Origin of the sequence: Pseudomonas sp. RA_105y_Pfl2_P56, from assembly GCF_963970845.1 — a bacterium.
Taxonomy (GTDB): Bacteria; Pseudomonadota; Gammaproteobacteria; order Pseudomonadales; family Pseudomonadaceae; genus Aquipseudomonas; species Aquipseudomonas baetica_A.
Genome location: NZ_CAXAPL010000048.1, coordinates 14,923 through 35,610 on the forward strand (window position 1 = coordinate 14,923; position 20,688 = coordinate 35,610).

Sequence of the window (20,688 nt, forward strand, 5' to 3'; positions counted from 1 at the left end):
CGTGTGTCTGCCAAACACCCCAAAACCTGTGGGAGCAAGTCAGCGCCCACAGGAGGCGGGGTGCCTTTCAGATTCCATTCCCAAACGTCTGTAATGAAGCTTTTATGACAAAAGTTCGGTAGCACATCGCCATTCCGGTCATGCCTATGTAACGCGCTTGAGGGCCTTTCGGGGCGCTTTTCACAAGCCGAGGCGGGACGCCGGGAGTGAGGCAATGGGGACTATGGAACGCTACTCGAAAGTGGGCATGCAGGAGCTCGATCAGCGCTTGTCGAAGATCGTCGAGGCCGCGCGCAAGAAGCCGGTTTCGGTGTATCGCTACGGCGCGCCGTGGGTCTGGATCGTCTCGCAGGATGACTGGCAGGGTGCCTTGAAAGAGGTGTCCAGTTACATTCCGCCGGGCCATTCGCTGGTCTTGCTGCGCCCGCAGATCGATGACCTGCTCGACGCCCACCGCAACATCCTCCATGACCTCGACGCCGAACCCGGCATGTTGATCCCCGCGCAAACGGTCATGCACATCCTGTTGCTGCAGTTGCTGTACTCGGTACCCAGCGAGCAGCAACTCTACGAGCAGCTCAATTACAACCTGTTGTTCCGCTGGTTCGTCGGCCTGGGCCTGAACCAGAAAGTCTGGAGCTTCAACATCCTCAGTCGCGACATCGCCACGCTGCTCAACAACCCGCGTGCGGTGCAGCTCATTCAAAAAATCATCGGCGAAGTGTTCTGCGGTGCCTTGCTGCAAATGCCTGAGTTCTCCTTGAACTTCGCGCTTCTGCACACCTGGCTCGGCAAGCACGCCTGCGCCTCAACAGCCAGCAATTGACGCAACACAGAGGGCGCTGAGGCGCCAACAGGTCATCGCGAATTCAGGGGGTAGTGTGGAACAGATTTTCACGTCACGGCTGGCGCTGTGGGGCTGGCTGCTGGTGGCGGTTGGCGCGCAGCCGGCATGGGCCGCGCCGGCCACCGAAAGTGCAGCGGCGCAGCGTCTGGTCGACGTCAACGAATACTTTGTGCGCGGCAACACCGTGCTTGATGCACGGGCCATCGAAGAGGCGGTGTACCCGTTCCTCGGTCCGCAAAAAGCGCTGAGCGACATCGAAGGTGCGCGCGACGCGTTGCAGAAGGTCTATCAGGAACGCGGCTATCAATCGGTGTTCGTCCAATTGCCGGAGCAAGCGGTAGCGGACGGCATCGTTTATCTGCAAGTCAGCGAAACCAAGGTCGGCCGGGTGCGCGTGGTCGGCGCCAAGCACTATTCGCCGCTGGACATCCGTGACGAAGTGCCAGCGCTCAAGGAGGGCGAGGTACCGGACTTCGCCAAGGTTCAGGGTGAACTGGCGCAACTGAACAAGACGCCCGGCCGGCAGGTCATGCCGCTGGTTCGCGAGGGCCAGCGCCCCGGCACCATGGACGTCGATTTGCAGGTTGAAGATCAGAACCCGTGGACGGCCAGCGTCGGTCTGAACAACGACTACAGCGCCGACACCGAAAAGCTGCGCACCGTCACCAGCCTTGGCTACAACAACCTCTGGCAGCTCGGCCACAGCATTTCCCTGACCTACTTCACCGCGCCGCAAGACACCGACAACGCCAAGGTCTGGTCGGGCTCTTATACCGCCCCGCTGACCGATCGCTGGAGCGTGCAGTTGTCCGGTTACCAGTCCGACAGCAACGTCGCCACCATTGGCGGCAGCAACGTGCTGGGCAAGGGCCATTCCTACGGGGTGTCGGCGATCTACACGCTGCCATCCAGCGGCAGTTGGTCGAACTCGTTGTCGGCGGGCGTCGACTTCAAGGACTTCGAAGAACGCCTGACCCTCTCCGGCGAGAGCGACAAGGTGCCACTGAAATACGCACCGTTCACCTTCGCCTACAACGGCTATCGCTACACCGAAAAGAGTCAGCTCGGCCTCGGTTTGAGCCTGGTCGCGGCCACTCGCAGCCTTTTTGGCTATGGCAGTTCCGACGAAGACTTCGACTACAAACGCTACCGCGCCAAGCCGAGTTTCGCCGTGCTCAAGGGCGACACCAGTTACACCTGGACCTTCGACAACGACTGGCAGAGCGCGAGCAAAGCCGCGTTTCAACTGGCGTCGGGGCCACTGGTTTCCAACGAACAATTTTCTGCCGGTGGCGCGACGTCGGTGCGCGGCTATCTGGCCGCCGAGCGCACGGGCGATGACGGTTTTCTGCTGAGCCAGGAACTGCGCACGCCCTCGCTGGCCAGGTTCGCCGGCACCTGGATGCAGGACTGGCGTTTCTATGCGTTTGCCGAAGGCGCGCAACTGTACCTGCGCGACGAACTGCCTGATCAGGACGCCAATTACGCCCTGGCCAGTGTCGGCCTCGGCACCCGCGCCAGCCTGAGCAAATGGCTGTCCGGCAGCCTCGACTGGGGTTATCCGCTACTCGAAGGGCCGAACACCTCGAAACAGGAATCGCGCCTGCACTTCAACCTTCAAGCCACTTTCTAAAGGAGCACGTTCATGCAGCGCCTCTTTCTTTCGTTGTTGATCTGCCTGGGCTTCGTGCTCCCGGCCACGGCTCAGGCCTGGTGGCAGGACGACTGGCACTACCGCAAACAAATCGCCGTCGACACCACGCCGCAAGGGGCGGCGATCAATCAGCCGCTGGGCCGCACCGCGCTACTGGTGCGCCTGCACACCGGCAACTTCACCTTCGACGGTGTGAAGGAGGACGGCTCGGACCTGCGCTTCGTCGCCGCCGATGACAAAACCGTACTCAACCATCAGATCGAAAGCTTCGACGCGCTGATGGGCATGGCGTTGATCTGGGTCGATGTGCCGAATGTCGAGGGCGGTCAGCGTCAGGACATCTGGATGTACTACGGCAATCAAAAGGCCCCGGCCACCGGCAACGGCGAACTGACCTTCGATCCGAATTACACCGCGCTGTATCACCTCGACGGTGCCACCGGCACCCCGGCCAAAGACACCACGGCCTACGGCAACACCGCGCAAAGTGCGACCGGCGCGGCGATTGACGGTGTCATCGGGCGGGCCTTGCAGTTCAGCGGCCAACCGTTGCTGTTGCCGGCCAGCCCATCGTTGCAGCACAACGCTGGCAGTGCATTCACCTTCAGCGCCTGGCTGCGACTGGATCAGGCCGATGGCGAGCAACTGATTCTGGCCCGCCGAGAAGGTGCCAACAGTTTGCTGGCGGGGGTGAATCAGGGCGTGCCGTTCGTGGAAATCGACGGCCAGCGCGCCGTTGCCACGCAGCCGCTCAACCCCGGCCAATGGCAGCACGTCGCGCTGACGGCCGAAGGTGCCAAAGTCACCCTGTACATCAACGGTCGTGAGGGGGCAGCACTGGCCCTGGCCATGCCGGCGTTCAATTCGGTCATGGCCATCGGCGCTGATCTGCAAGAAGGCCCTTATCTGCCGTTTGTAGGCGCCATCGACGAACTGCGCCTGTCAAAAGTCGCCCGCCCGGCGCCGTTGCTGCTCGCCGATGCCACCTCGCAGGGCGCCGAGTCGAAACTGGTCGCCTACGGCGTTGATGAAGAACAATCGGGCTTCGGGTTCGGCAGCCTCGGTTTCCTGCTCAACGCGGTACCGGTGGACGCCTGGGTGATCATCGCCGTGCTGGTGCTGATGATGTTCCAGTCATGGATCATCATGCTGCGCAAAAACCGCACCCTCAGCCGCGTGACGTCGGCCAACGAAGATTTCCGCGTGCAGTTCGCCAAGGTCGGCACGCGCCTGGAGATGTTTGCCGACGACGCGCAACTTGCCCAGCGCCTACAGCATTCGTCGCTGTGGCGCCTGTATCTGGTGGCCGTGAAAGAAATCCGCACCCGCCGTGAACAGGGCGCCGACACGTCATCGGTTTCGGCGGCGACCATCGAAGCCATTCGTTGCTCCATGGACGGTGTGCGTACCCGGGAAAACCAGCAACTGAGTTCGAAGCTCTCGACCCTGTCCAACGCCATCGCCGGTGGCCCCTACATCGGCCTGCTCGGCACGGTGCTTGGGATCATGGTGGTGTTCCTCGGTACCGCCATGGCCGGCGACGTCAACATTAACGCCATCGCACCCGGCATGGCCGCTGCCTTGCTGGCGACAGCGATGGGTCTGTTCGTCGCGATCCCGGCGCTGTTTGGCTACAACCGCCTGATCACCCGCAACAAGGAAGTCAGCGCCGACATGCGCGTGTTCGTCGACGAATTCATCACGCGTCTGGCGGAGATGCATGGCGAAAGCCAGTTCAGTGAGGCGTCGCACTCGCGCGGCCGTCACGCCAACCACTCCGTACCGGCCTGAGGAGCACTGACATGGCGTCCGTAAATGCCTCCCACGACGATGACGAAGATTCAGCCGTAGACAGCATCAACATCACGCCGCTGGTGGACGTGCTGATGGTGGTGCTGGTGATGTTCATCCTCACAGCCACCGCGCAGGTGTCGGGAATCCAGATCAACCTGCCCAAGGCCAGCGCTGCGGTGTCGTTGTCCGAAGCCAAGACCAAGGCCATTTCGGTCAACGACGGCGGCCAAGTGTTCCTGGATGCCTACCCGGTGACCTTGGCCGAACTGGAAGAGCGTCTGCGCATCGAGAAGGCACAGAGCCCGGACTTCCCGGTGATCGTGCGCGGTGACGCCACGGTGCAGTACCAGAAAGTCATTGAAGTGCTGGATCTGTTGCGCCGGCTCGAACTGTCCCAGGTCGGTCTCGTCACCGGCAAACCGAGTCAGGGCTGAGTCATGACCGCACAACTTCCGATCGAACCGCTGCCGGTGAAGAAGTCGCCCTTGCGCTATGCGAAGTGGGGCGCGGGGCTGATTCTCGCCGCACTCGCCGCGTGGTTCCTGTGGCAGTGGGCCAACGACATGAGCGGCATCCGCCGGGAAGCGCCGAAGGTGCCGACGATCATCCCGTTGCCACCACCACCACCTCCGCCGCCGGAGAAACCGCCGGAGCCGGAAACCCCGGTCGAAGAAAAAGTCGTCGAGCCCGAGCCAACGCCAGAGCCGCAAGAGGTCAAGCCCGAAGAGGAAGCACCGCCATCGCCGGCGGACGATCTGGCCAACCCGATGCAAATGGATGGCGATGCGCAGTCCGGCAACGACGCCTTCAACATCGGCGCGGGCAAGGGCGGCGGCATGGTGGGCGCCGGAGGCGGGCGGTTGGGTAACGGCACTTACAGCCAGTTCCTCGCGTTCACGTTCCAGAAGCTGCTGCGCGAGAGCCCTGAACTGCGCAACCTCGCGTTCAACTTGCAGGCCGATGTGTGGCTGAGCAGCGTCGGCGAGATCACCCGGGTCGAGCTGATCAAGTCCAGCGGCAACCCTGAAATCGACACGCAGGTTTTGGCGGCGCTGCGCAATGCGCCGCACTTAAGCGAACGGCCACCGGCCTCCATGACTTTGCCTGTGCGCCTGTCCCTGCAAGGGCGGCGTGCGGGTTAACCGAATTCTTACAGTTTTGCCAAAAGGAGTTGTGTGCAGATGATTTCCAATGTGAATCGATTGTCCCTGGCGGTCGGCATGGTCATCGCGACCCTGGTCGGTCAGGCCGCAGCAGCGCCTGCGCCTTCGGAAAACGCCACGATCAATCTGATCCGCTTGCTGGTCGAGCAGGGCATTTTGAAGCAGGACAAGGCCGACGCACTGATCGCTCAGGCGCAGAACGAGGCCGTCCAGGCCAAGCAGGCCGCTGCCTCCACCGCCGTGGCGGCAGGCCCCGTCGCCGCGCCTGGCGATGTGCGTGTGCAGTACGTGCCGGCGGCGGTGCGTGATCAGATTCGCGATCAGGTCAAAGCCGAAGTCATGGCCACCGCCAAGCAGGAAAACTGGGCTGCGCCCAACACCTTCCCCGACTGGGCATCGCGCATCAGCTTTGACGGCGACATTCGTTTGCGGGACGAATCGCGCTACTACTCCGACAGCAACAGCAACGAAATCGTCGACTTCGCCAAGCTCAACAACAACGGCCCGTATGACGTGAACCCCAACAGCAGCACCAGTCTGCCGCCGCTGCTCAATACCCGCGAAGATCGCACCAACCAGTTCCGCATTCGCGCACGTCTGGGCATGAAAGCGGTGATCTCGCCAGAGTGGACCGCCGGCATCCGCATCGGCACCGGCTCGGACAACAATCCGGTATCGACCACGCAAAGCCTCGGCGGTGGCTTCGCCAAAAAAGACATCTGGCTCGACCAGGGTTATCTGACCTGGAAACCTTCGGATGAGCTGACGCTCACCGGCGGGCGTTTTGCCAACCCGTTCATGTCCACCGACATGCTCTATTCCAACGACCTTAACTTCGACGGTGTGGCGGCGATTTTCGACCACAAACTCAATCGTGATTGGGGCGTGTTCGGCACCGTCGGCGCGTTCCCGGTGGACTACACAAACGACACCACCAGCAGCAACGGTTTCGACAAGCAAGAGAGCGACAACAAATGGCTGTACGGCGCGCAAATCGGCGCCAAATGGGCGGTCAACAGCAACAACCGCTTGAAGGGTGCGCTGGCTTATTACCGCTTCGACGACATCGAAGGCCAGCGCTCCAGCCCTTGCGAACCGTGGGCCGGCGCACCGGGTTGCGACAGCGACGGCAGCCGCGCAGCGTTCATGCAGAAGGGCAACAGCGTGTTCCTGGTGCGTGACATCACGTCGAACCCGCTCAACCCGACGACCACGCCGCAACCGCAATACGTCGGCCTGGCGTCCGAGTTCAACCTGCTCGATCTGAACCTGGTGTGGGACGCCGACTTGCCGCAAGACTTCAAGCTGCGCAGCCAGGGCAACTACATCCATAACCTCAGCTACGACGAAGGCGACATGCGCAAGCGTTCGGCCGGGCAAATCGTCAACAACCTCGACAGCAACGGCGATATCGAAAGCGGCGCCAATGCGTGGATGGTGCAGTTCACCCTCGGCAACGCCCTGGATCTTAAGAAGCAGGGCGACTGGAATATGTTCGCCGGCTACAAGTACATCCAGCCGGACGCCTTGCCGGACGGCTTTAACGACTCGACGTTCCACCTCGGTGGCACCAACGCCAAAGGTTATTTCATTGGCGGCAACTACGGTCTGGCGAAGAACGTTTTTGCGACCGGCCGCTGGTTGAGCACCGAGGCGGTATATGGCGCGCCGTTCGACATCGACGTCTTGCAGCTTGAGATCAACACGCGCTTCTAAGGCGCCGGGAGAGGGTTATGAACACGCGATTGTTGTTGCTGGGCCTTGGGATGTTGGTTGCCACCGGCGCCAGTGCCGAGGGCATGGAGGAGCGCTTGCGTACGCAATTGCGTAGCACCACCCAGCAGTTGCAGGCCTTGCAAAGTCAGCAGGCTCAGGCCAGCGCTGCGCAACTGGCAGCGCAAAACGAGGCTAAGGCTGCGCAGGCGCAAATCAAGCAATTGACCGCTGAACTGGCCAAGGTCAAAGGCGTCGCCGAGCAATTGGCCGGGCAGCAGCAGAGCCTGCACAGCCAGGCGCAGGCGCAAGTGGCGGCCAGCGCTGAGCAGACCGGCAAGTACAAGAAGGCCTATGACGAGTTGTTGGTCATGGCCCGTGCGAAAGAAGCCGAGCGTTCCAGGCTACAAGCGCAATTGACTGAACGTGACACACAAGTGCAGCAATGTTCAGTCAAGAATCAGCAGATGTACGGCGTCGCCAAGCAGATCCTCAGTGCCTACGAAAACATCGATGTGGCCGAAGTAATGAAGATCCGCCAGCCCTTCGCGGGCAGCGCCCGGGTCAAGTTCGATGAACTGGCCCAGGGGTTTGGCGACGAGCTCTACAAGACTCAATTCGACGCGCCGCAAGCCGCGCTCGCGCACTGATAAACAAGGAAGAAACAATGACTCAATTGATCACCCACGTTTCCCCGCAATCGCTGACCGACGTCCTGCAAGCGGCCGGTTATCGCGTCAACCAGACCGAACAGAACGGTATCGTCCAATTGCTCAGCGCCAGTCAGGGCATCGGTTATGCCGTGCGTTTCGGCAACCCGGCGGTGGAGCAGGGCACCTACGTCGATTTCACGTTCAGTTGTGCGCTGCGCGTGCAGGGTGAGCTGCCACAAGGTGTGGCCGAGCAGTGGAACGCGACGCGACGTTTTGCACGGCTGTCGTTGCAGGGCGAGTTTCTGGTGATGGAAATGGACGTGGTGCTGGCCGCCGGCGTGAGCAGCGATCACCTGCGCGGCAATCTGGAACTGTGGGATCGCTTGCTGCAGGAATTCATCGTTTATCTGCGTGACTTCAGCCAGGCCGCTCACGCCTCGACTGCAAAAGTTGCCGTCGCCGAGCAAGAGGAAGTCGCGCTGTGAAAAAGCCTGCCATGGTGATCGGCGCTGGAGCAGTGGCGCTGTTGGTGGTAGCCCTGGCACTGGTGCTGCGGCCGGGCAGTGACCCGGTCGCCGCCCAGCAACCGGCACCGGTGTCGACGGCGGTAACTGGGCCGGCGGTCGCGCGGTTGGGTATTCAGCAGGTTTCGCCTGACGAATTGCAGGCACTGCTGGCGGCCGTACCGCCAGAAACCCGCGAACAACTGCGCGGTAATCGTGAAGCGCTGGAGCGCTGGATCCGCACGCGACTGGCCGAGAAAGCCGTGCTGGAGCAGGCCGATGCGCAGGGTTGGGCGCAGCGCCCGGACGTCGCGCGACAAACTCGGGCGGCGACTGAGCAGATCGTCTTTCGCGATTACCTGCGTTCGGTCAGTGAGGTGCCGGCCGATTACCCGAGTGCGGCCGAGTTGCAGAAGGCGTATGACGCCGGCAAGGTGAACTGGCAGACCCCGGCGCTGTATCGGGTCAGCCAGATTTTTCTTGGGGTGAATGAGCCGCAGACTCTTGACGCCGTGCGCAAGCAGGCGCTCGATCTGAGCAAAAAAGCGCAGGCGACACCGGCGGAGTTTGCCGCGCTGGCGATTCAGTATTCCCAAGATCGCGTCACCGCTGAGCGTGGTGGTGATACCGGTTTGCAACCGTTGCAGCAACTCGTTCCTGAGGTGCGCGGTGCTGTGGCGCGGCTGAAGGTCGGCGCGGTGTCTGAGCCGGTGCAAAGTGCGGCCGGTTTCCATGTGATCAAACTCACCGAACAACAACCCGCGCGCACTGCGACACTGGATGAACTGCGCGATCAACTGACGCAGGCCTTGCGTGCCCAGCGTCAGGAGCAGATTGCGCAGGCGTATCTGGACGGGATGCTCAACACGGCGACGCTGAGTATCGACGGGGCGCAACTCAATAAAGTCCTCGAGGAAAAACACTGATTTTTTATCCGATACAAAAACTTTGGGAGTCTGATTCAGAAATTTTTCACAGTGCACAAAGCCAATAAAATACAAAGATCGACAGGGAGTCATCGATGTCATTCAACGAACCCGCAGGACGACAGGGCAGCGCCGATTTTCGCTGGGCGCAGGACGGCAGCGAACCCTGGCTGTCACACACCGCGAGCATCGACGCTGAGGTCGCGCAGTATTTTCTGGTCAGCGCTCGCTGCGGTTGCTTTATGCAGGCCGCGCGCAGCCTCAACGTGCGTTCGACCCTGCTGCGCAAACAACTGGCGCAGCTTGAACAGGAGCTCCAACACACATTGTTCAGCTTTCAGGGAAGCGCACTGAGCCTGACCCGCGAAGGCCAGCAACTTCAGGCCAAACTGGTCGCCCTGGCCAACGAGCGCAAACTGCCGGTGGTTGAGCAGCCGCTGATTCGCCTGGCCGTCGCCGAGTCCATCCTGCACGACATCCTCGGGCGCGATCTGATCGCACTGCTGCGCCGCAATGCCAGTGTGCGTCTGGACATCATCGCCCTCGACAGCGAACTGTCACTGCGCGCCGTCAGCGCCGATGTCATCCTGTGGCTGGCCCACGGCGAAACCCCCAACCCTGGCCCGACCTTCGCCACCCAGCCACCGCAGCGCCTGGCGAGCCTGGACTACCTTCCCCACATCGCCAAACGCTACTCCCGCGTCACCGCACGCCCGGCGAGTGCCGATGACCTTGCCGATTTCATGCTGGTGCAATGGCAGCATGACCGGCAGATCGACAGCTTTCGCCCATGGAACGATCTGGTCGAACAACGTTTGGCGGGTGTGGTGCAGATGCAGTCTTATGAATTGATGCTGGAGATGATTCGCTGCAGCGCTTGCATCGGTTTGTTGCCGGCTTACATGAGCCGGTTTGATCGTGGGTTGGTGGCGTTGCCCGGATTGTTCGATGAGCCGATGCGATTGCAAGCGTGGCTGGCGGTGAATGCCCAATCGCAAGACATCGCCGAAGTACAAACCCTGATCGAACTCATCCACAACACCTTCAACGAGCGCCACGAATGGTTCCAGACTTAACCCCGCCCCCTGTGGTAGCGGGCTTGCTCGCGAAAGCGGCCGAACAATCAACAACAGCGTTGAATGACACACCGCATTCGCGAGCCAGCCGAATCGTCGCCACGCCGCTCTCACCGTTTTGCACCTCGCCAAATTGATAACCGCCGGTTTAGAGTGATCGGCCACCCATCGATCCAGGAAGGATCCGCCATGCCCGAGCACAGCCCCGCGATACATCTCGAACGTTTCAACGAGTCCCACGTTGAGAGCGTTACCGCGCTCTATAACGATCCAGCCGTTGCCCGGCAGGTGTTGCAGATGCCGTTTCAATCCGCCGAGATCTGGCGGCAACGGCTGATGGCGGAAAACGAACGAACGGTGAAACTGGTGGCGCTGCATCAGGGCGCGGTCATCGGCCATCTGGGGCTGGAAAACTATTCGCGGATTCGCCGCAGCCACGCCGGCAGTCTCGGCATGGGCGTAGCGCTCGCCTGGCAGGGCAAAGGCGTGGGTTCGAAACTGTTGGCAGCGGCGCTCGAGGTTGCCGACAACTGGATGAACCTGCACCGCGTCGAACTTTCGGTGTTCGCCGATAACGAGGCGGCCATTGGTCTCTACCGCAAGTTCGGTTTCGAGACCGAAGGCCTGTTTCGCGATTACGCGGTGCGCGACGGGCAATGGGTCGACACCCTGAGCATGGCCCGTCTGCGCAGCTCATCGAAGGGTTGAGTCAGTCGCCCAAGGCAAACGCCACCGCCGACTGTGCATGCAGCTCGGTGGTGTCGAGCAGGGGCACGGCGCTGTGTTCGGGTTTGATCAGCAGGCCGATTTCCGTGCAGCCAAGGATGATTGCCTGAGCGCCGCGTGCGGTCAGCGATTCGATCACCCGTTGATAGATTTGCCGCGACTCGTCACTGATCACGCCGACACACAACTCGTCGTAGATAATCCGGTGCACCTCCTTGCGCTCAGCATCGTCCGGCACCCATACCGTCAGGCCTTGGGCGATCAGGCGCTGCTTGAGAAAGTCCTGTTCCATGGTGAACGCGGTGCCGAGCAGCCCGACGGTGCGCGCATCAATCGCCAAAGCCGCCTGGGCCGCCGGTTCGGCGATGTGCAGGAACGGAATGGTGATCGCTGCCTGAATCTGATCGGCCACCTTGTGCATGGTGTTGGTACACAGCACCACGCATTCAGCACCACCGGCCTGGAGCTTGCGCGCCGCATCCACCAGAATCGCCGCCGCGTCATCCCAGCGCCCGGCATGCTGTGCCTGTTCGACCGGGCCGAAGTCGACGCTGTACATCAGCACTTGCGCCGACCGTAATGGACCAAGGCGATCACGCACCTGCTGATTGATGAGTCGATAATATTCGGCGCTGGACTCCCAGCTCATGCCGCCGATCAGGCCGATGGTGCGCATTGAATGTCCTCGGGCAATGGCCTGTATCGGTCGATTCAGGCGTGCCCCGAGTGTCCTTCGGTTCAATGACGGATACCAGCGTCAAATCAACTGTATCGCTGAAGTTTTGCTCAGGTGTCAGGGTGCTGGTTCTGGCAATGGGGCGACGTGATTACATCCGGCTGCCAGCGTTTTGGCATACCCCACATCCGGGCGCCACGGCTCCAGATTCCATTCTGGTTTGTCGCGAGCGATGGCCAGGTGGCAAATCAACTGGTGACGCATGCCATGGGTGTTTTGCCAGTAGCGACTATTGGAGTAATCGCGTGTGAGTTCATTCCACAAGTAAGCAGTGCCCGATTCCAGCGTTCTCCTGGCACACGGGGTGGGGGTGATGGAAAACGACCACTGGTAGTCTCTGTAAAACCAATGGGCACTTTCGATGTATTTATTGCAGCGCTCTGCGACCACAATGACGCTGTCACCGGACGCAGTGTCTTGCGCATGGGCGGTAGAAATGCCGAGCACTGTCAGACAGGCACCTGCCAGTGCTCGCGCGAGGAGGTTCGAGGGCGGGTTGAGTATGTTCATTGCGTGATTCCCTGATCTGCTGCTACGTAGGTAAATGTGGTCTTACCGGTTATGACGGTGGGAAGTGCTACACGAATGATCGGTACGGTAATTTTCGGGTTGGTGGCGTTATAAAAATCTCTTTGGTTGTATCGCGCATCGGCGAGCGCATTAGGATCGTTTTTTGCTGGCACGTAAAAGAACGCAAGTATTGGTAAAGCGTTTGGCTTACCGGCGACCCAGGTTTTAACGAGTATGTCGTTCCATTGGTCGAAGCCTGTTGCGCCTAGCAGTGATTTAGCGCGTAACGACTGATAAAACGCCGGGCCGGCTAGCATATTGCGTTCGTCCCTCACGTCGAAATCGCACTGGCGCCTGTTTTTGTCGCCGGGTGCCGAACTCCAGGCGTTCTTGAATTGCTCGGCTGTGGTGATACCAGCGTCCTGACAATGTCCACTATCAGGATAAGACCGGTCGGCCACACACACTGCGGTTGAACTGCGATACCACCCGTAGGAGTCCATGGGATAGGAACACAGCACCTGCAGTTGCTCGGTATTCGCAGGCCTCTCCAGTACGGGATAAAGAATGTAGCCATTGGCATTGGTTTTATTCCAGGCGAACTTGTTAAAGTTGCTATCAACCCGCAAGTAGGAAAAGTTGATACCGCCATTTTTAATGGAAGTGGGGCTGGGGTCCCAGACTTTATAGGTGTTGTTCGGATCTTTGTCCGTGACCCTTATCATGACACCTGAACACAGAAACGCAGGTTGCGAATTCACTTTGTTGCAATTCGGAAACTGGCGACCGTACAGCGTAGTGAGATAAGCAGCGGTGGCCGCGCCATCCATTCTCTGGCTCTGAACACTGGTCCCGCTGATGACATCAGGCGTTTGCGATGCAGGTTGTGAGCAACCAACCAAAAGAGCGACAAACAGTAATGCAATTATTTTGTTCAAGGTTTGTCTTCGTCCGGTTAAAAACAGGTGGAAAAATTGATTGCACGTTGTTTGTGGAACTGCATTCGTTAGCCATTACGAGAATATGCCGCGTACTTCGGTGCTGCGTTGCAAGCCCTTATGGCGTAACTGTTTGATCCGCAGGGATATATTCGAACTTCGCTGTGCCTGGAATGCTGGTCGAGAGCACAAGACGAATGATCGGCACGATGATTTTCGGGTTGGTCGAGTTGTAGAAATCCCGCTGATTGTATTGAGCATCCGCCAGGGCCTGGCCGTCTTGCGTGTAGAAGAAGGCCATGATCGGAAACTTGTTCGCCGGGAACGATTGCGCACAAGACTTCTGTGGATTGGTGCTGAGGGGATCGCACCAGGTCTTGATCGTGAGCTCGTTGTGTTCATTGACTCCACTCCCGTTCACCAGGCTTCTGGCTCGGATCGACTGATAAAAAGCAGGGCCGGCGAGCGCATTGCGATTGTCATTCACGTCGAATCCGCACTGCCGCTGGTTGGGGTTGCCCTCCGGTATCCTCCACACGGCGAGCCACTGTTCTGCGGTCGTTACCCCAGTGTCTTGGCACAGTCTGCTTTGAGCCGGATAGCTTGGGTGCGGACCGCATGGCTTGTCTGCCTCACGGGTCTGGGACCAAGCGTCATAAGGGTAAGCGCACAAATAGTGCATTTTGTATTTATCGACCGGCGCTTCGAGGACGGGGTAAAGGATGTAACCGTTTGCACGCGCATAGGCGAAGCGACCGAAGTCCGCATCCGCCCGCAAGTATGAAAATGCGACACCACCCTGTCTCACTGAAAACGGGCTGGGTTCCCAGACTTTATAACTGGTGCTCTTCAATGTGACCCGTATGGTCACGCCGGAACAGAGAAATGCAGGTTGCGAATTTACTTTGTTGCAGTTGGGGAATTTGCGCCCGTATAGCGTTTGCAGATAAGCAGCGATGGCGAAGCCATCCACTACTTGCGTACTACTGGCGTTAATCATTGTCGGGGCTTGTGGACTGGTTTGGGAACAACCGGCCAACAGGCTGATAAATATTAAGGCTATTAGATAACGCATGACACTGTCCCTACGTTTATTCGTAAACCGAAACCGTTAATGGGGAGCTGTTGTGCAGAGTTCTGGCCTGGTCAGAGCGTCACGCGTAAGTACCAGGAAAAGATGATCGGCTCGTTTGTGCCGGTTTTTCTGAGGGTGTAGTTGAATAACCCCAGCTTCCCTTTGTTCGATATGATCCAACTCGCCGGGACGGGAACGTTTGTATAAGACGCCTGTGTGATTTCAAATTCTTCACTGTCTTGGCGATCTGTTCCAACGGTCAAAGAGATCCGGGCTTTGTAATCCGCTTCAAGGGTAGGGTAGTAAATTCTAAGGTTGTCCTTGGCGGCGTTCAGCGTCGGTTCCGGCAGATCGTGTCTTTGCCTGGTGACTGTCAATCGCAGGTCTTTCGATGGCAGATCTTCATCGGTGCCGGGCAGCCGGACGGTGTAGTAAACCGCAGCGCCGCTTCCCACGGTGTCCACCACTTCCTGGCGAGGAACAAGAAAACGCAACGTCTGGCCAGCGACAGTTATGTTCTGAATTTCGCTGCCATAAGTGGAATTACGCCCCAGCCAATACACCTTGACGCTCTGTCCTTCATCGGAGCCGGTGTATTTCACCTCGACCGTCGCGTGCTGCGCGGAATAAAAATCGCGCACAAAATTCAATACAGTGCCGTTGGCGTCCTTGGCTTCCAGGACTTTGGGTTGGAGCAGATCCAGCTCAATTTTGCGGATGTGTACGTCAACAAACGTGGTTTTTGACAAGATTGCGCGCGGCCCCGAGCTATTACCGAGCTGGTCGACCACCCTGAAACGCAGGGCGAATTTCGGGTTGTCTTGCCAGAAGTTGGCGGTGGTGAGCGTCAAAATCACACGGCGGGCGGTCACTTGGGCCGCGGTCACCTTATGTGATATGTTTCGACCGTCACAATCGAGCGTGATGACGTCGTGTTCTCGCATGTAAACGTAACTCAGGGTGACCTCCACTCCGCGCGCTGCCCGGTCGGCATCGATACCATGGGTAATCACGTCAGCCGGAAGGTTCATGAGCAGATTCGGGTTGTCCCCGGGGCCGGTGATCTCGCCGGCCGGTCGCGGCGTGTGGTAAAGCACAACCAGTGGATCAGAGCTATCCTCGTTCCCGCTGATCCGCTTTACCCGTAAACGAAGCTGATTGATACCGTCATTCAAAAGATCCGCCGGCAAATTCATATCGAATTGCTCGTTCTCTTCACCCGGCTGAATTGTTTTATGGGCCACCGAGGTATCGGACTCATTGAGCAACACATCGGCGAAGTCAAAAGCGGACTGATTGGTCCAGGGGTCGACGACCAGTTGGATGTTTCCATCCGAGATCAAAGAAAGTGGCAAGCCACAGTGCGGTTTCTGCGGGTGCTCCACTGGTGAAACGCAGCCGGGAATATTGACCCGGTCGATTTCCAACGGTTTTTTTTCATCGATCTGCTGCGCCATCGCGAATGCCCCAATCTGCGTCATTAATGGATAGGCGTATCTAAAACCTATGGGGGGCGGGTGCCTACTGTCAGATCTGACAGGTGAATACGGTGGATACATACCGTCCGTCGCATTAAGACGTGGTACAGGACTACGAATCTGACGATTGCCGTACGCGCAGACTTCGATCTGCCACTATCGAAGTTCGCAGGCTCCCCTGAGGAACGCAGCAAATGAACGATGTACAGCAACTGGGCGAGATGCTTCGTCACTACGCCGAAAGTGAAGCGCACAAGAAGCAACTGTTCACAACGCAGTCGGAGGCATGGGCGACGCGAATCACCGAATTGTTCGGCAATATTCAGCAATGGCTGCAACCGGTGCAGGCACCGAATCTGCTGGAGGTTAACCGCGAAGCCTATGTCGCCTTCGGACCGAGCACTCCGGTCGAGACCTCGACCTTCAAGACAGAGAAGCTGACGATCGTGATTGCTGGCAAACCAGTGGAGTTCGTGCCCGATGTGATGGGCAGCGCGGGGCAGATTTCACTGGCGGTGATGGGCTTGACGGCGGCGCGTTACGGCAGTATTTCGCTGGTGGGATTGCCGGGCGCAGAGTGGCAATGGCGCAAGACCAATGGCTTGAAGGATCCGGATACGTTTTTGTTTGATGCGGATTTTCTGGCGTTGCAACTGCAGAGCCTGATCCCGCGTGATCGCGCGTAGTTTCAAGGACTCACACCTTCCCCCTGTGGGAGCCGGCCAGCCCGCTCCCACAGGAAGTAAGGGGTAACGCTACATATCCAGGTTGATCCAACCCGGTTTCGCCTCTTCCGGCGCCACCGCTTTCACGGTTTTACCTGTTGCCAGCTCAACTCGCCGAGCCACCTGCGGATCATCAGCAAAAGGCACCATGCTCGCATCGTCCAGACTTTGCGCGGTCTCGTGCCGCAAGCAGTACTCCACCGCCAGCCACAAAAACACCACCCCCAGCACATTCAAGAAAATATCGAACATCACCGGCTCCCTGCCTCAGGCGATCTGCGCTTCACTGCGCGCCAGCGCAACATCCGCTACTCGCACCGTGCGCCAGACGTTGTAGGCCATCAACAACATGCCGCTGAGGAAGAACACCCCACCGGCAAAGCGCACGATGAACCCCGGATGACTGGCCTGCAGCGCCTCGACGAAGGAGTATGTCAGCGTGCCGTCCTCGTTGATCGCTCGCCACATCAGGCCTTGAGTAATGCCGTTGACCCACATCGAAGCGATGTACAACACCGTGCCAATGGTCGCCAGCCAGAAGTGCAGGTTGATCAGCGGCGTGCTGTACATCTGCTCGCGGCCAAACACCTTGGGCACCATGTGATACGTCGCGCCGAAGGTGATCATCGCCACCCAGCCCAATGCGCCGGCGTGGACGTGGCCGATGGTCCAGTCGGTGTAGTGGGAGAGGGCGTTGACGGTTTTGATCGCCATCATTGGCCCTTCGAACGTCGACATGCCGTAGAACGCCAGCGACAGCACCAGGAAGCGCAAAATCGGGTCGGTGCGCAACTTATGCCAGGCGCCCGAGAGCGTCATCATGCCGTTGATCATCCCGCCCCAGCTCGGCGCCAACAGGATCAGCGACATCGCCATGCCCAGCGACTGCGCCCAGTCCGGCAGTGCGGTGTAGTGCAAATGGTGCGGGCCGGCCCAGATGTAAAGGGTGATCAGCGCCCAGAAGTGCACGATCGACAATCGGTACGAGTACACCGGCCGGTTGACCTGTTTGGGCACGAAGTAATACATCATCCCCAGGAACCCGGTGGTCAGGAAGAATCCCACTGCGTTGTGCCCGTACCACCACTGCACCATCGCGTCGGTGGCGCCGGAATACACCGGATAAGACTTGAACCAGTCCACCGGAATCGACAAGTGATTGACCACATGCAGCATGGCGATCACCAGAATGAACGCACCAAAAAACCAGTTGCCGACGTAGATGTGCTTGGTTTTGCGCTGCACCACAGTGGTGAAGAAAACCACGGCGTAGGCGACCCAGACCACGGCCATCCACACGGCGCCCGAGAATTCGATTTCGGCATATTCCTTGGTGGTGGTGTAGCCCATCGGCAGGGTGATCAGCATGATCACGATCACCGATTGCCAACCCCAGAAAGTGAACGCGGCCAGCGTGTCCGAATACAGCCGCACCTGGCAGGTGCGCTGCACGGCGTAGTAACTGGCGGCGAATTGCGCGCTGCCGGCGAAACCGAAAATCACCAGGCTGGTGTGCAGCGGTCGCAAGCGGCCGAAGGTGGTCCACGGCAGGTCCAGATTCATTTCCGGCCATACCAGTTGCGAGGCGATCAACACGCCCATCGCCATGCCCACCACACCCCAGAAAACCGTCGCGATAACGAATTGGCGGACGACCTTGTAGTTGTAAGCCTGTCCGATTGTTGCTGTGCTCATGGTCAGTTCATCCACGGTTGCAAAGTCTTGCCAGGCCACCCGGTCTGGCACGAGCTGCACTGTAGAAACCCCGTCAAAAACAAAACAGGCTCAGGAATCTTTCATTTGTGCGGATCAGATCAGGCTGCTGCCTGCGGCGATCTGCCGCGCCCTGATACGGTATTTATACGTTCAGGTGAATCTGTAACGTGCTGCGCTGTAACGGCATAGTGGCTATCTCCCATAGTTCTGATATTCGTTCAACCTGATGAGGTAGCCGCTGCATGTATCAATACGACGATTACGACCGCGCACTGGTGTTCGAGCGCGTTGCGCAATTTCGCGATCAGGTCGAACGGTTCATGGCGGGAGAATTGAGTGAAGAGGAGTTCCTGCCGCTGCGTCTGCAAAACGGCCTGTACATGCAAAAACACGCGTACATGCTGCGCGTGGCGATTCCTTACGGGACGCTGAGCGCTGAGCAGATGCGCACGTTGGCGAGCATCGCCAGTGATTACGACCGAGGTTACGGCCACTTCACCACGCGGCAGAACATGCAGTTCAACTGGATCGAACTGGCCCAGGTGCCGGACATCCTTGAACGTTTGGCGCAAGTGAACATGCATGCAATCCAGACCTCCGGCAACTGCGTGCGCAACATCACCACCGAAGCGTTCGCCGGGGTCGCAGCGGACGAGATGATCGACCCGCGTCCGTTAGCGGAGATCCTGCGCCAGTGGTCGACGATCAACCCGGAATTTCTGTTCCTGCCGCGCAAATTCAAAATCGCCATCTGCTCGGCCAAGCAGGATCGCGCGGCGATCATGATGCACGACATCGGTCTGTATCTTTATCCCGGCCGCGACGGGCAAATGCTGTTGCGAGTGATCGTCGGCGGAGGGTTAGGGCGCACGCCGATCCTTGGTTTGCAGATCCGCGAAGGTTTGCCGTGGCAGCATTTGTTGTCCTACGTCGAAGCGGTGCTGCGGGTCTACAACCGCCACGGGCGGCGCGACAACAAATACAAGGCGAGGATCAAGATTCTGGTCAAGGCGCTGGGCATCGAGGCGTTCGCCAAAGAAGTCGAAGAGGAGTGGCAGCACCTCAAGGACGGCCCGGCGCAGTTGACCGACGCCGAGTACCAACGGGTCGCCAGCGCTTTTGTACCACCGACCTATCGCACGCTGGCCGACACCGATCTGGACTTCGGCACGCGACTGGCCGAAAGCCCGGCTTTTGCCCGCTGGGTTGCGCGTAACGTGAAGCCGCACAAAGTGGCCGGTTACACCAGCGTCGTGCTGTCGACAAAACCGGGTCTGGCGGCACCGCCAGGAGACGTCACCGGGTTGCAAATGCTCGCGGTGGCGCAGTGGTCGGAACGCTTCGGTTTTGGCGAGATTCGCATCGCCCATGAGCAGAACATCGTCCTGCCGGATGTGCCGAAAGCGGATTTGTACGCCCTGTGGCAACTGGCGTGTGAGCAAAGTCTAGGCAGTGCCAACGTCGGCCTGTTGACCGACATCATCGCCTGCCCGGGCGGTGATTTCTGCGCGCTGGCCAACGCCAAGTCGATCCCGATTGCCCAGGCGATTCAATCGCGTTTCGACAACCTCGATTACCTGCACGATCTGGGCGATATCAGCCTGAACATCTCCGGCTGCATCAACGCTTGCGGCCATCACCACATCGGCAATATCGGCATCCTCGGCGTCGATAAGAACGGCAGCGAGTGGTACCAGATCACCCTCGGTGGCGCCCAGGGCAAGAACAGCGCGTTGGGCAAAGTCATCGGCCCGTCGTTCAGCGCCGCCGAGGTGCCACAAGTGATCGAACGGATCATCGGCACGTTTGTGCGCTATCGCGAAAGCGAAGAGCTGTTTGTCGATACGTTGGCGCGTATCGGGCTGGAGCCGTTCAAGGAGCGTGTGTATCCGAAGGCGCTGGAGGTGCCGGCATGAACAATCTGCTGCGACTTGAGCAGGGAGTGGCGCGGATTGAGCTGAATGATCCGTGGAGGCTGGTGCGCGAGCCTTCGACACCACGGCCCGCAGGGTTGTTGATTCTGCCGCTGGCCCATTGGCTGGAGTCACCGTCCACCCACGCGGTGTGGCTGGGGCCGGACGATGACGTCGAAAGCCTGGTCCCGTGGCTGGCCTCGCTGCCGCTGATCGCGTTGGACTTCCCAAGCTTTCGCGACGGCCGCGCCTACAGTCAGGCGTATCTGCTGCGCAGTCGTTTTGGCTGGGCAGGGGAGTTGCGCGCAATTGGCGATGTGCTGCGTGATCAACTCAGCCATATGCGCCAATGCGGGTTCGACAGTTTTGCCGTGCGTGAAGACAAATCGGCTGAAGATGCGCTCAAAGGGCTGGCGGGGATGAGTGTGTTGTATGGCCGTTCGGTGATTGAGCCGCGGCCGTTATTCCGCCGCCGCTAACCCTTTGCCGGTACAGGGGAAACCCTTAGAGCGCTGACGTTTCGGGCTTTTTTTCTTGGGTCG

Annotated in this window: 21 protein-coding genes; 14 read left to right on the forward strand and 7 right to left on the reverse strand. The window is 59.3% G+C overall.

Annotated elements, in window-relative coordinates; translation table 11 throughout:
- Positions 1 to 214 precede the first annotated feature (214 nt).
- The 11 genes from AACY11_RS24540 to AACY11_RS24590 all read left to right on the forward strand — a co-directional run bounded on the left by AACY11_RS24540 (position 215) and on the right by AACY11_RS24590 (position 11,037).
- Positions 215 to 826, forward strand: coding sequence for a transposase (locus AACY11_RS24540; RefSeq protein WP_339495915.1), 612 nt, complete (start codon positions 215 to 217; stop codon positions 824 to 826).
- A gap of 55 nt (positions 827 to 881) precedes the next feature.
- Positions 882 to 2,480, forward strand: coding sequence for a ShlB/FhaC/HecB family hemolysin secretion/activation protein (locus tag AACY11_RS24545; RefSeq protein WP_339466700.1), 1,599 nt, complete (start codon positions 882 to 884; stop codon positions 2,478 to 2,480).
- A gap of 12 nt (positions 2,481 to 2,492) precedes the next feature.
- On the forward strand, positions 2,493 to 4,292 hold the full coding sequence (locus AACY11_RS24550; RefSeq protein ID WP_339495916.1) for a DUF2341 domain-containing protein: 1,800 nt from the start codon (positions 2,493 to 2,495) through the stop codon (positions 4,290 to 4,292).
- A gap of 11 nt (positions 4,293 to 4,303) precedes the next feature.
- Positions 4,304 to 4,729, forward strand: a complete 426-nt coding sequence (locus AACY11_RS24555) for an ExbD/TolR family protein (protein ID WP_339466696.1) — start codon at positions 4,304 to 4,306, stop codon at positions 4,727 to 4,729.
- A 3-nt stretch (positions 4,730 to 4,732) separates the two neighbouring features.
- Positions 4,733 to 5,437, forward strand: a complete 705-nt coding sequence (locus AACY11_RS24560; protein ID WP_339495917.1) for an energy transducer TonB family protein — start codon at positions 4,733 to 4,735, stop codon at positions 5,435 to 5,437.
- A gap of 39 nt (positions 5,438 to 5,476) precedes the next feature.
- Entirely contained in the window at positions 5,477 to 7,174 is a 1,698-nt protein-coding gene (locus tag AACY11_RS24565) for a putative porin (protein WP_339466693.1), read from the forward strand.
- A gap of 17 nt (positions 7,175 to 7,191) precedes the next feature.
- Positions 7,192 to 7,821 carry a DNA repair protein gene (locus AACY11_RS24570; protein ID WP_339466690.1) on the forward strand — a complete coding sequence of 210 codons (630 nt, stop codon included), beginning with the start codon at positions 7,192 to 7,194 and terminating at the stop codon, positions 7,819 to 7,821.
- Positions 7,822 to 7,838: 17 nt separating this feature from the next.
- Positions 7,839 to 8,309, forward strand: coding sequence for a YbjN domain-containing protein (locus AACY11_RS24575; protein ID WP_339495918.1), 471 nt, complete (start codon positions 7,839 to 7,841; stop codon positions 8,307 to 8,309).
- The gene (locus tag AACY11_RS24580; RefSeq protein ID WP_339495919.1) at positions 8,306 to 9,253 is read left to right on the forward strand and encodes a peptidylprolyl isomerase; all 948 of its coding nucleotides are present in this window, start codon (positions 8,306 to 8,308) and stop codon (positions 9,251 to 9,253) included. Before AACY11_RS24575 ends, AACY11_RS24580 begins: the two co-directional genes overlap by 4 nt.
- A 95-nt stretch (positions 9,254 to 9,348) precedes the next feature.
- Entirely contained in the window at positions 9,349 to 10,329 is a 981-nt protein-coding gene (locus tag AACY11_RS24585) for a LysR family transcriptional regulator (protein ID WP_339466685.1), read from the forward strand.
- A 189-nt stretch (positions 10,330 to 10,518) separates the two neighbouring features.
- Positions 10,519 to 11,037, forward strand: coding sequence for a GNAT family N-acetyltransferase (locus AACY11_RS24590; protein WP_339466684.1), 519 nt, complete (start codon positions 10,519 to 10,521; stop codon positions 11,035 to 11,037).
- 1 nt (position 11,038) lies between these two features.
- Here the strand turns inward: AACY11_RS24590 and AACY11_RS24595 are convergent, their stop codons facing one another.
- The 5 genes from AACY11_RS24595 to AACY11_RS24615 form a co-directional block, all read right to left on the reverse strand.
- Complete coding sequence (locus tag AACY11_RS24595) at positions 11,039 to 11,731, reverse strand: aspartate/glutamate racemase family protein (RefSeq protein ID WP_339495920.1); 693 nt, start codon at positions 11,729 to 11,731, stop codon at positions 11,039 to 11,041.
- A gap of 117 nt (positions 11,732 to 11,848) precedes the next feature.
- Complete coding sequence (locus AACY11_RS24600) at positions 11,849 to 12,301, reverse strand: DUF2599 domain-containing protein (RefSeq protein WP_339495921.1); 453 nt, start codon at positions 12,299 to 12,301, stop codon at positions 11,849 to 11,851.
- Positions 12,298 to 13,239: a halovibrin HvnC gene (locus AACY11_RS24605; protein WP_339495922.1), complete on the reverse strand. Its 942-nt coding sequence runs from the start codon at positions 13,237 to 13,239 to the stop codon at positions 12,298 to 12,300. Before AACY11_RS24605 ends, AACY11_RS24600 begins: the two co-directional genes overlap by 4 nt.
- A gap of 118 nt (positions 13,240 to 13,357) precedes the next feature.
- Positions 13,358 to 14,314, reverse strand: coding sequence for a halovibrin HvnC (locus AACY11_RS24610; protein WP_339495923.1), 957 nt, complete (start codon positions 14,312 to 14,314; stop codon positions 13,358 to 13,360).
- A 71-nt stretch (positions 14,315 to 14,385) separates the two neighbouring features.
- On the reverse strand, positions 14,386 to 15,771 hold the full coding sequence (locus tag AACY11_RS24615; protein WP_339495924.1) for a hypothetical protein: 1,386 nt from the start codon (positions 15,769 to 15,771) through the stop codon (positions 14,386 to 14,388).
- 215 nt (positions 15,772 to 15,986) lie between these two features.
- On the opposite strand from AACY11_RS24615, the gene AACY11_RS24620 reads away from it, so the two are divergent.
- The gene (locus tag AACY11_RS24620; RefSeq protein ID WP_339466761.1) at positions 15,987 to 16,478 is read left to right on the forward strand and encodes a hypothetical protein; all 492 of its coding nucleotides are present in this window, start codon (positions 15,987 to 15,989) and stop codon (positions 16,476 to 16,478) included.
- Positions 16,479 to 16,547: 69 nt separating this feature from the next.
- Here AACY11_RS24620 and AACY11_RS24625 read toward each other — a convergent pair whose 3' ends face one another.
- Together AACY11_RS24625 and ccoN are read right to left on the reverse strand one after the other, a co-directional pair.
- Entirely contained in the window at positions 16,548 to 16,769 is a 222-nt protein-coding gene (locus AACY11_RS24625) for a cbb3-type cytochrome c oxidase subunit 3 (RefSeq protein WP_339466759.1), read from the reverse strand.
- A 15-nt stretch (positions 16,770 to 16,784) separates the two neighbouring features.
- Entirely contained in the window at positions 16,785 to 18,212 is a 1,428-nt protein-coding gene (gene ccoN, locus AACY11_RS24630) for a cytochrome-c oxidase, cbb3-type subunit I (RefSeq protein ID WP_339466758.1), read from the reverse strand.
- Positions 18,213 to 18,475: 263 nt separating this feature from the next.
- On the opposite strand from ccoN, the gene AACY11_RS24635 reads away from it, so the two are divergent.
- Both AACY11_RS24635 and AACY11_RS24640 read left to right on the forward strand, forming a co-directional pair.
- A complete protein-coding gene (locus AACY11_RS24635) occupies positions 18,476 to 20,149 on the forward strand; it encodes a nitrite/sulfite reductase (RefSeq protein ID WP_339495925.1) in 1,674 nt (557 codons plus the stop codon).
- Positions 20,146 to 20,625 carry a DUF934 domain-containing protein gene (locus AACY11_RS24640; protein WP_221732530.1) on the forward strand — a complete coding sequence of 160 codons (480 nt, stop codon included), beginning with the start codon at positions 20,146 to 20,148 and terminating at the stop codon, positions 20,623 to 20,625. The genes AACY11_RS24635 and AACY11_RS24640 overlap by 4 nt, the downstream gene beginning before the upstream one ends.
- Positions 20,626 to 20,688: the final 63 nt, after the last annotated feature.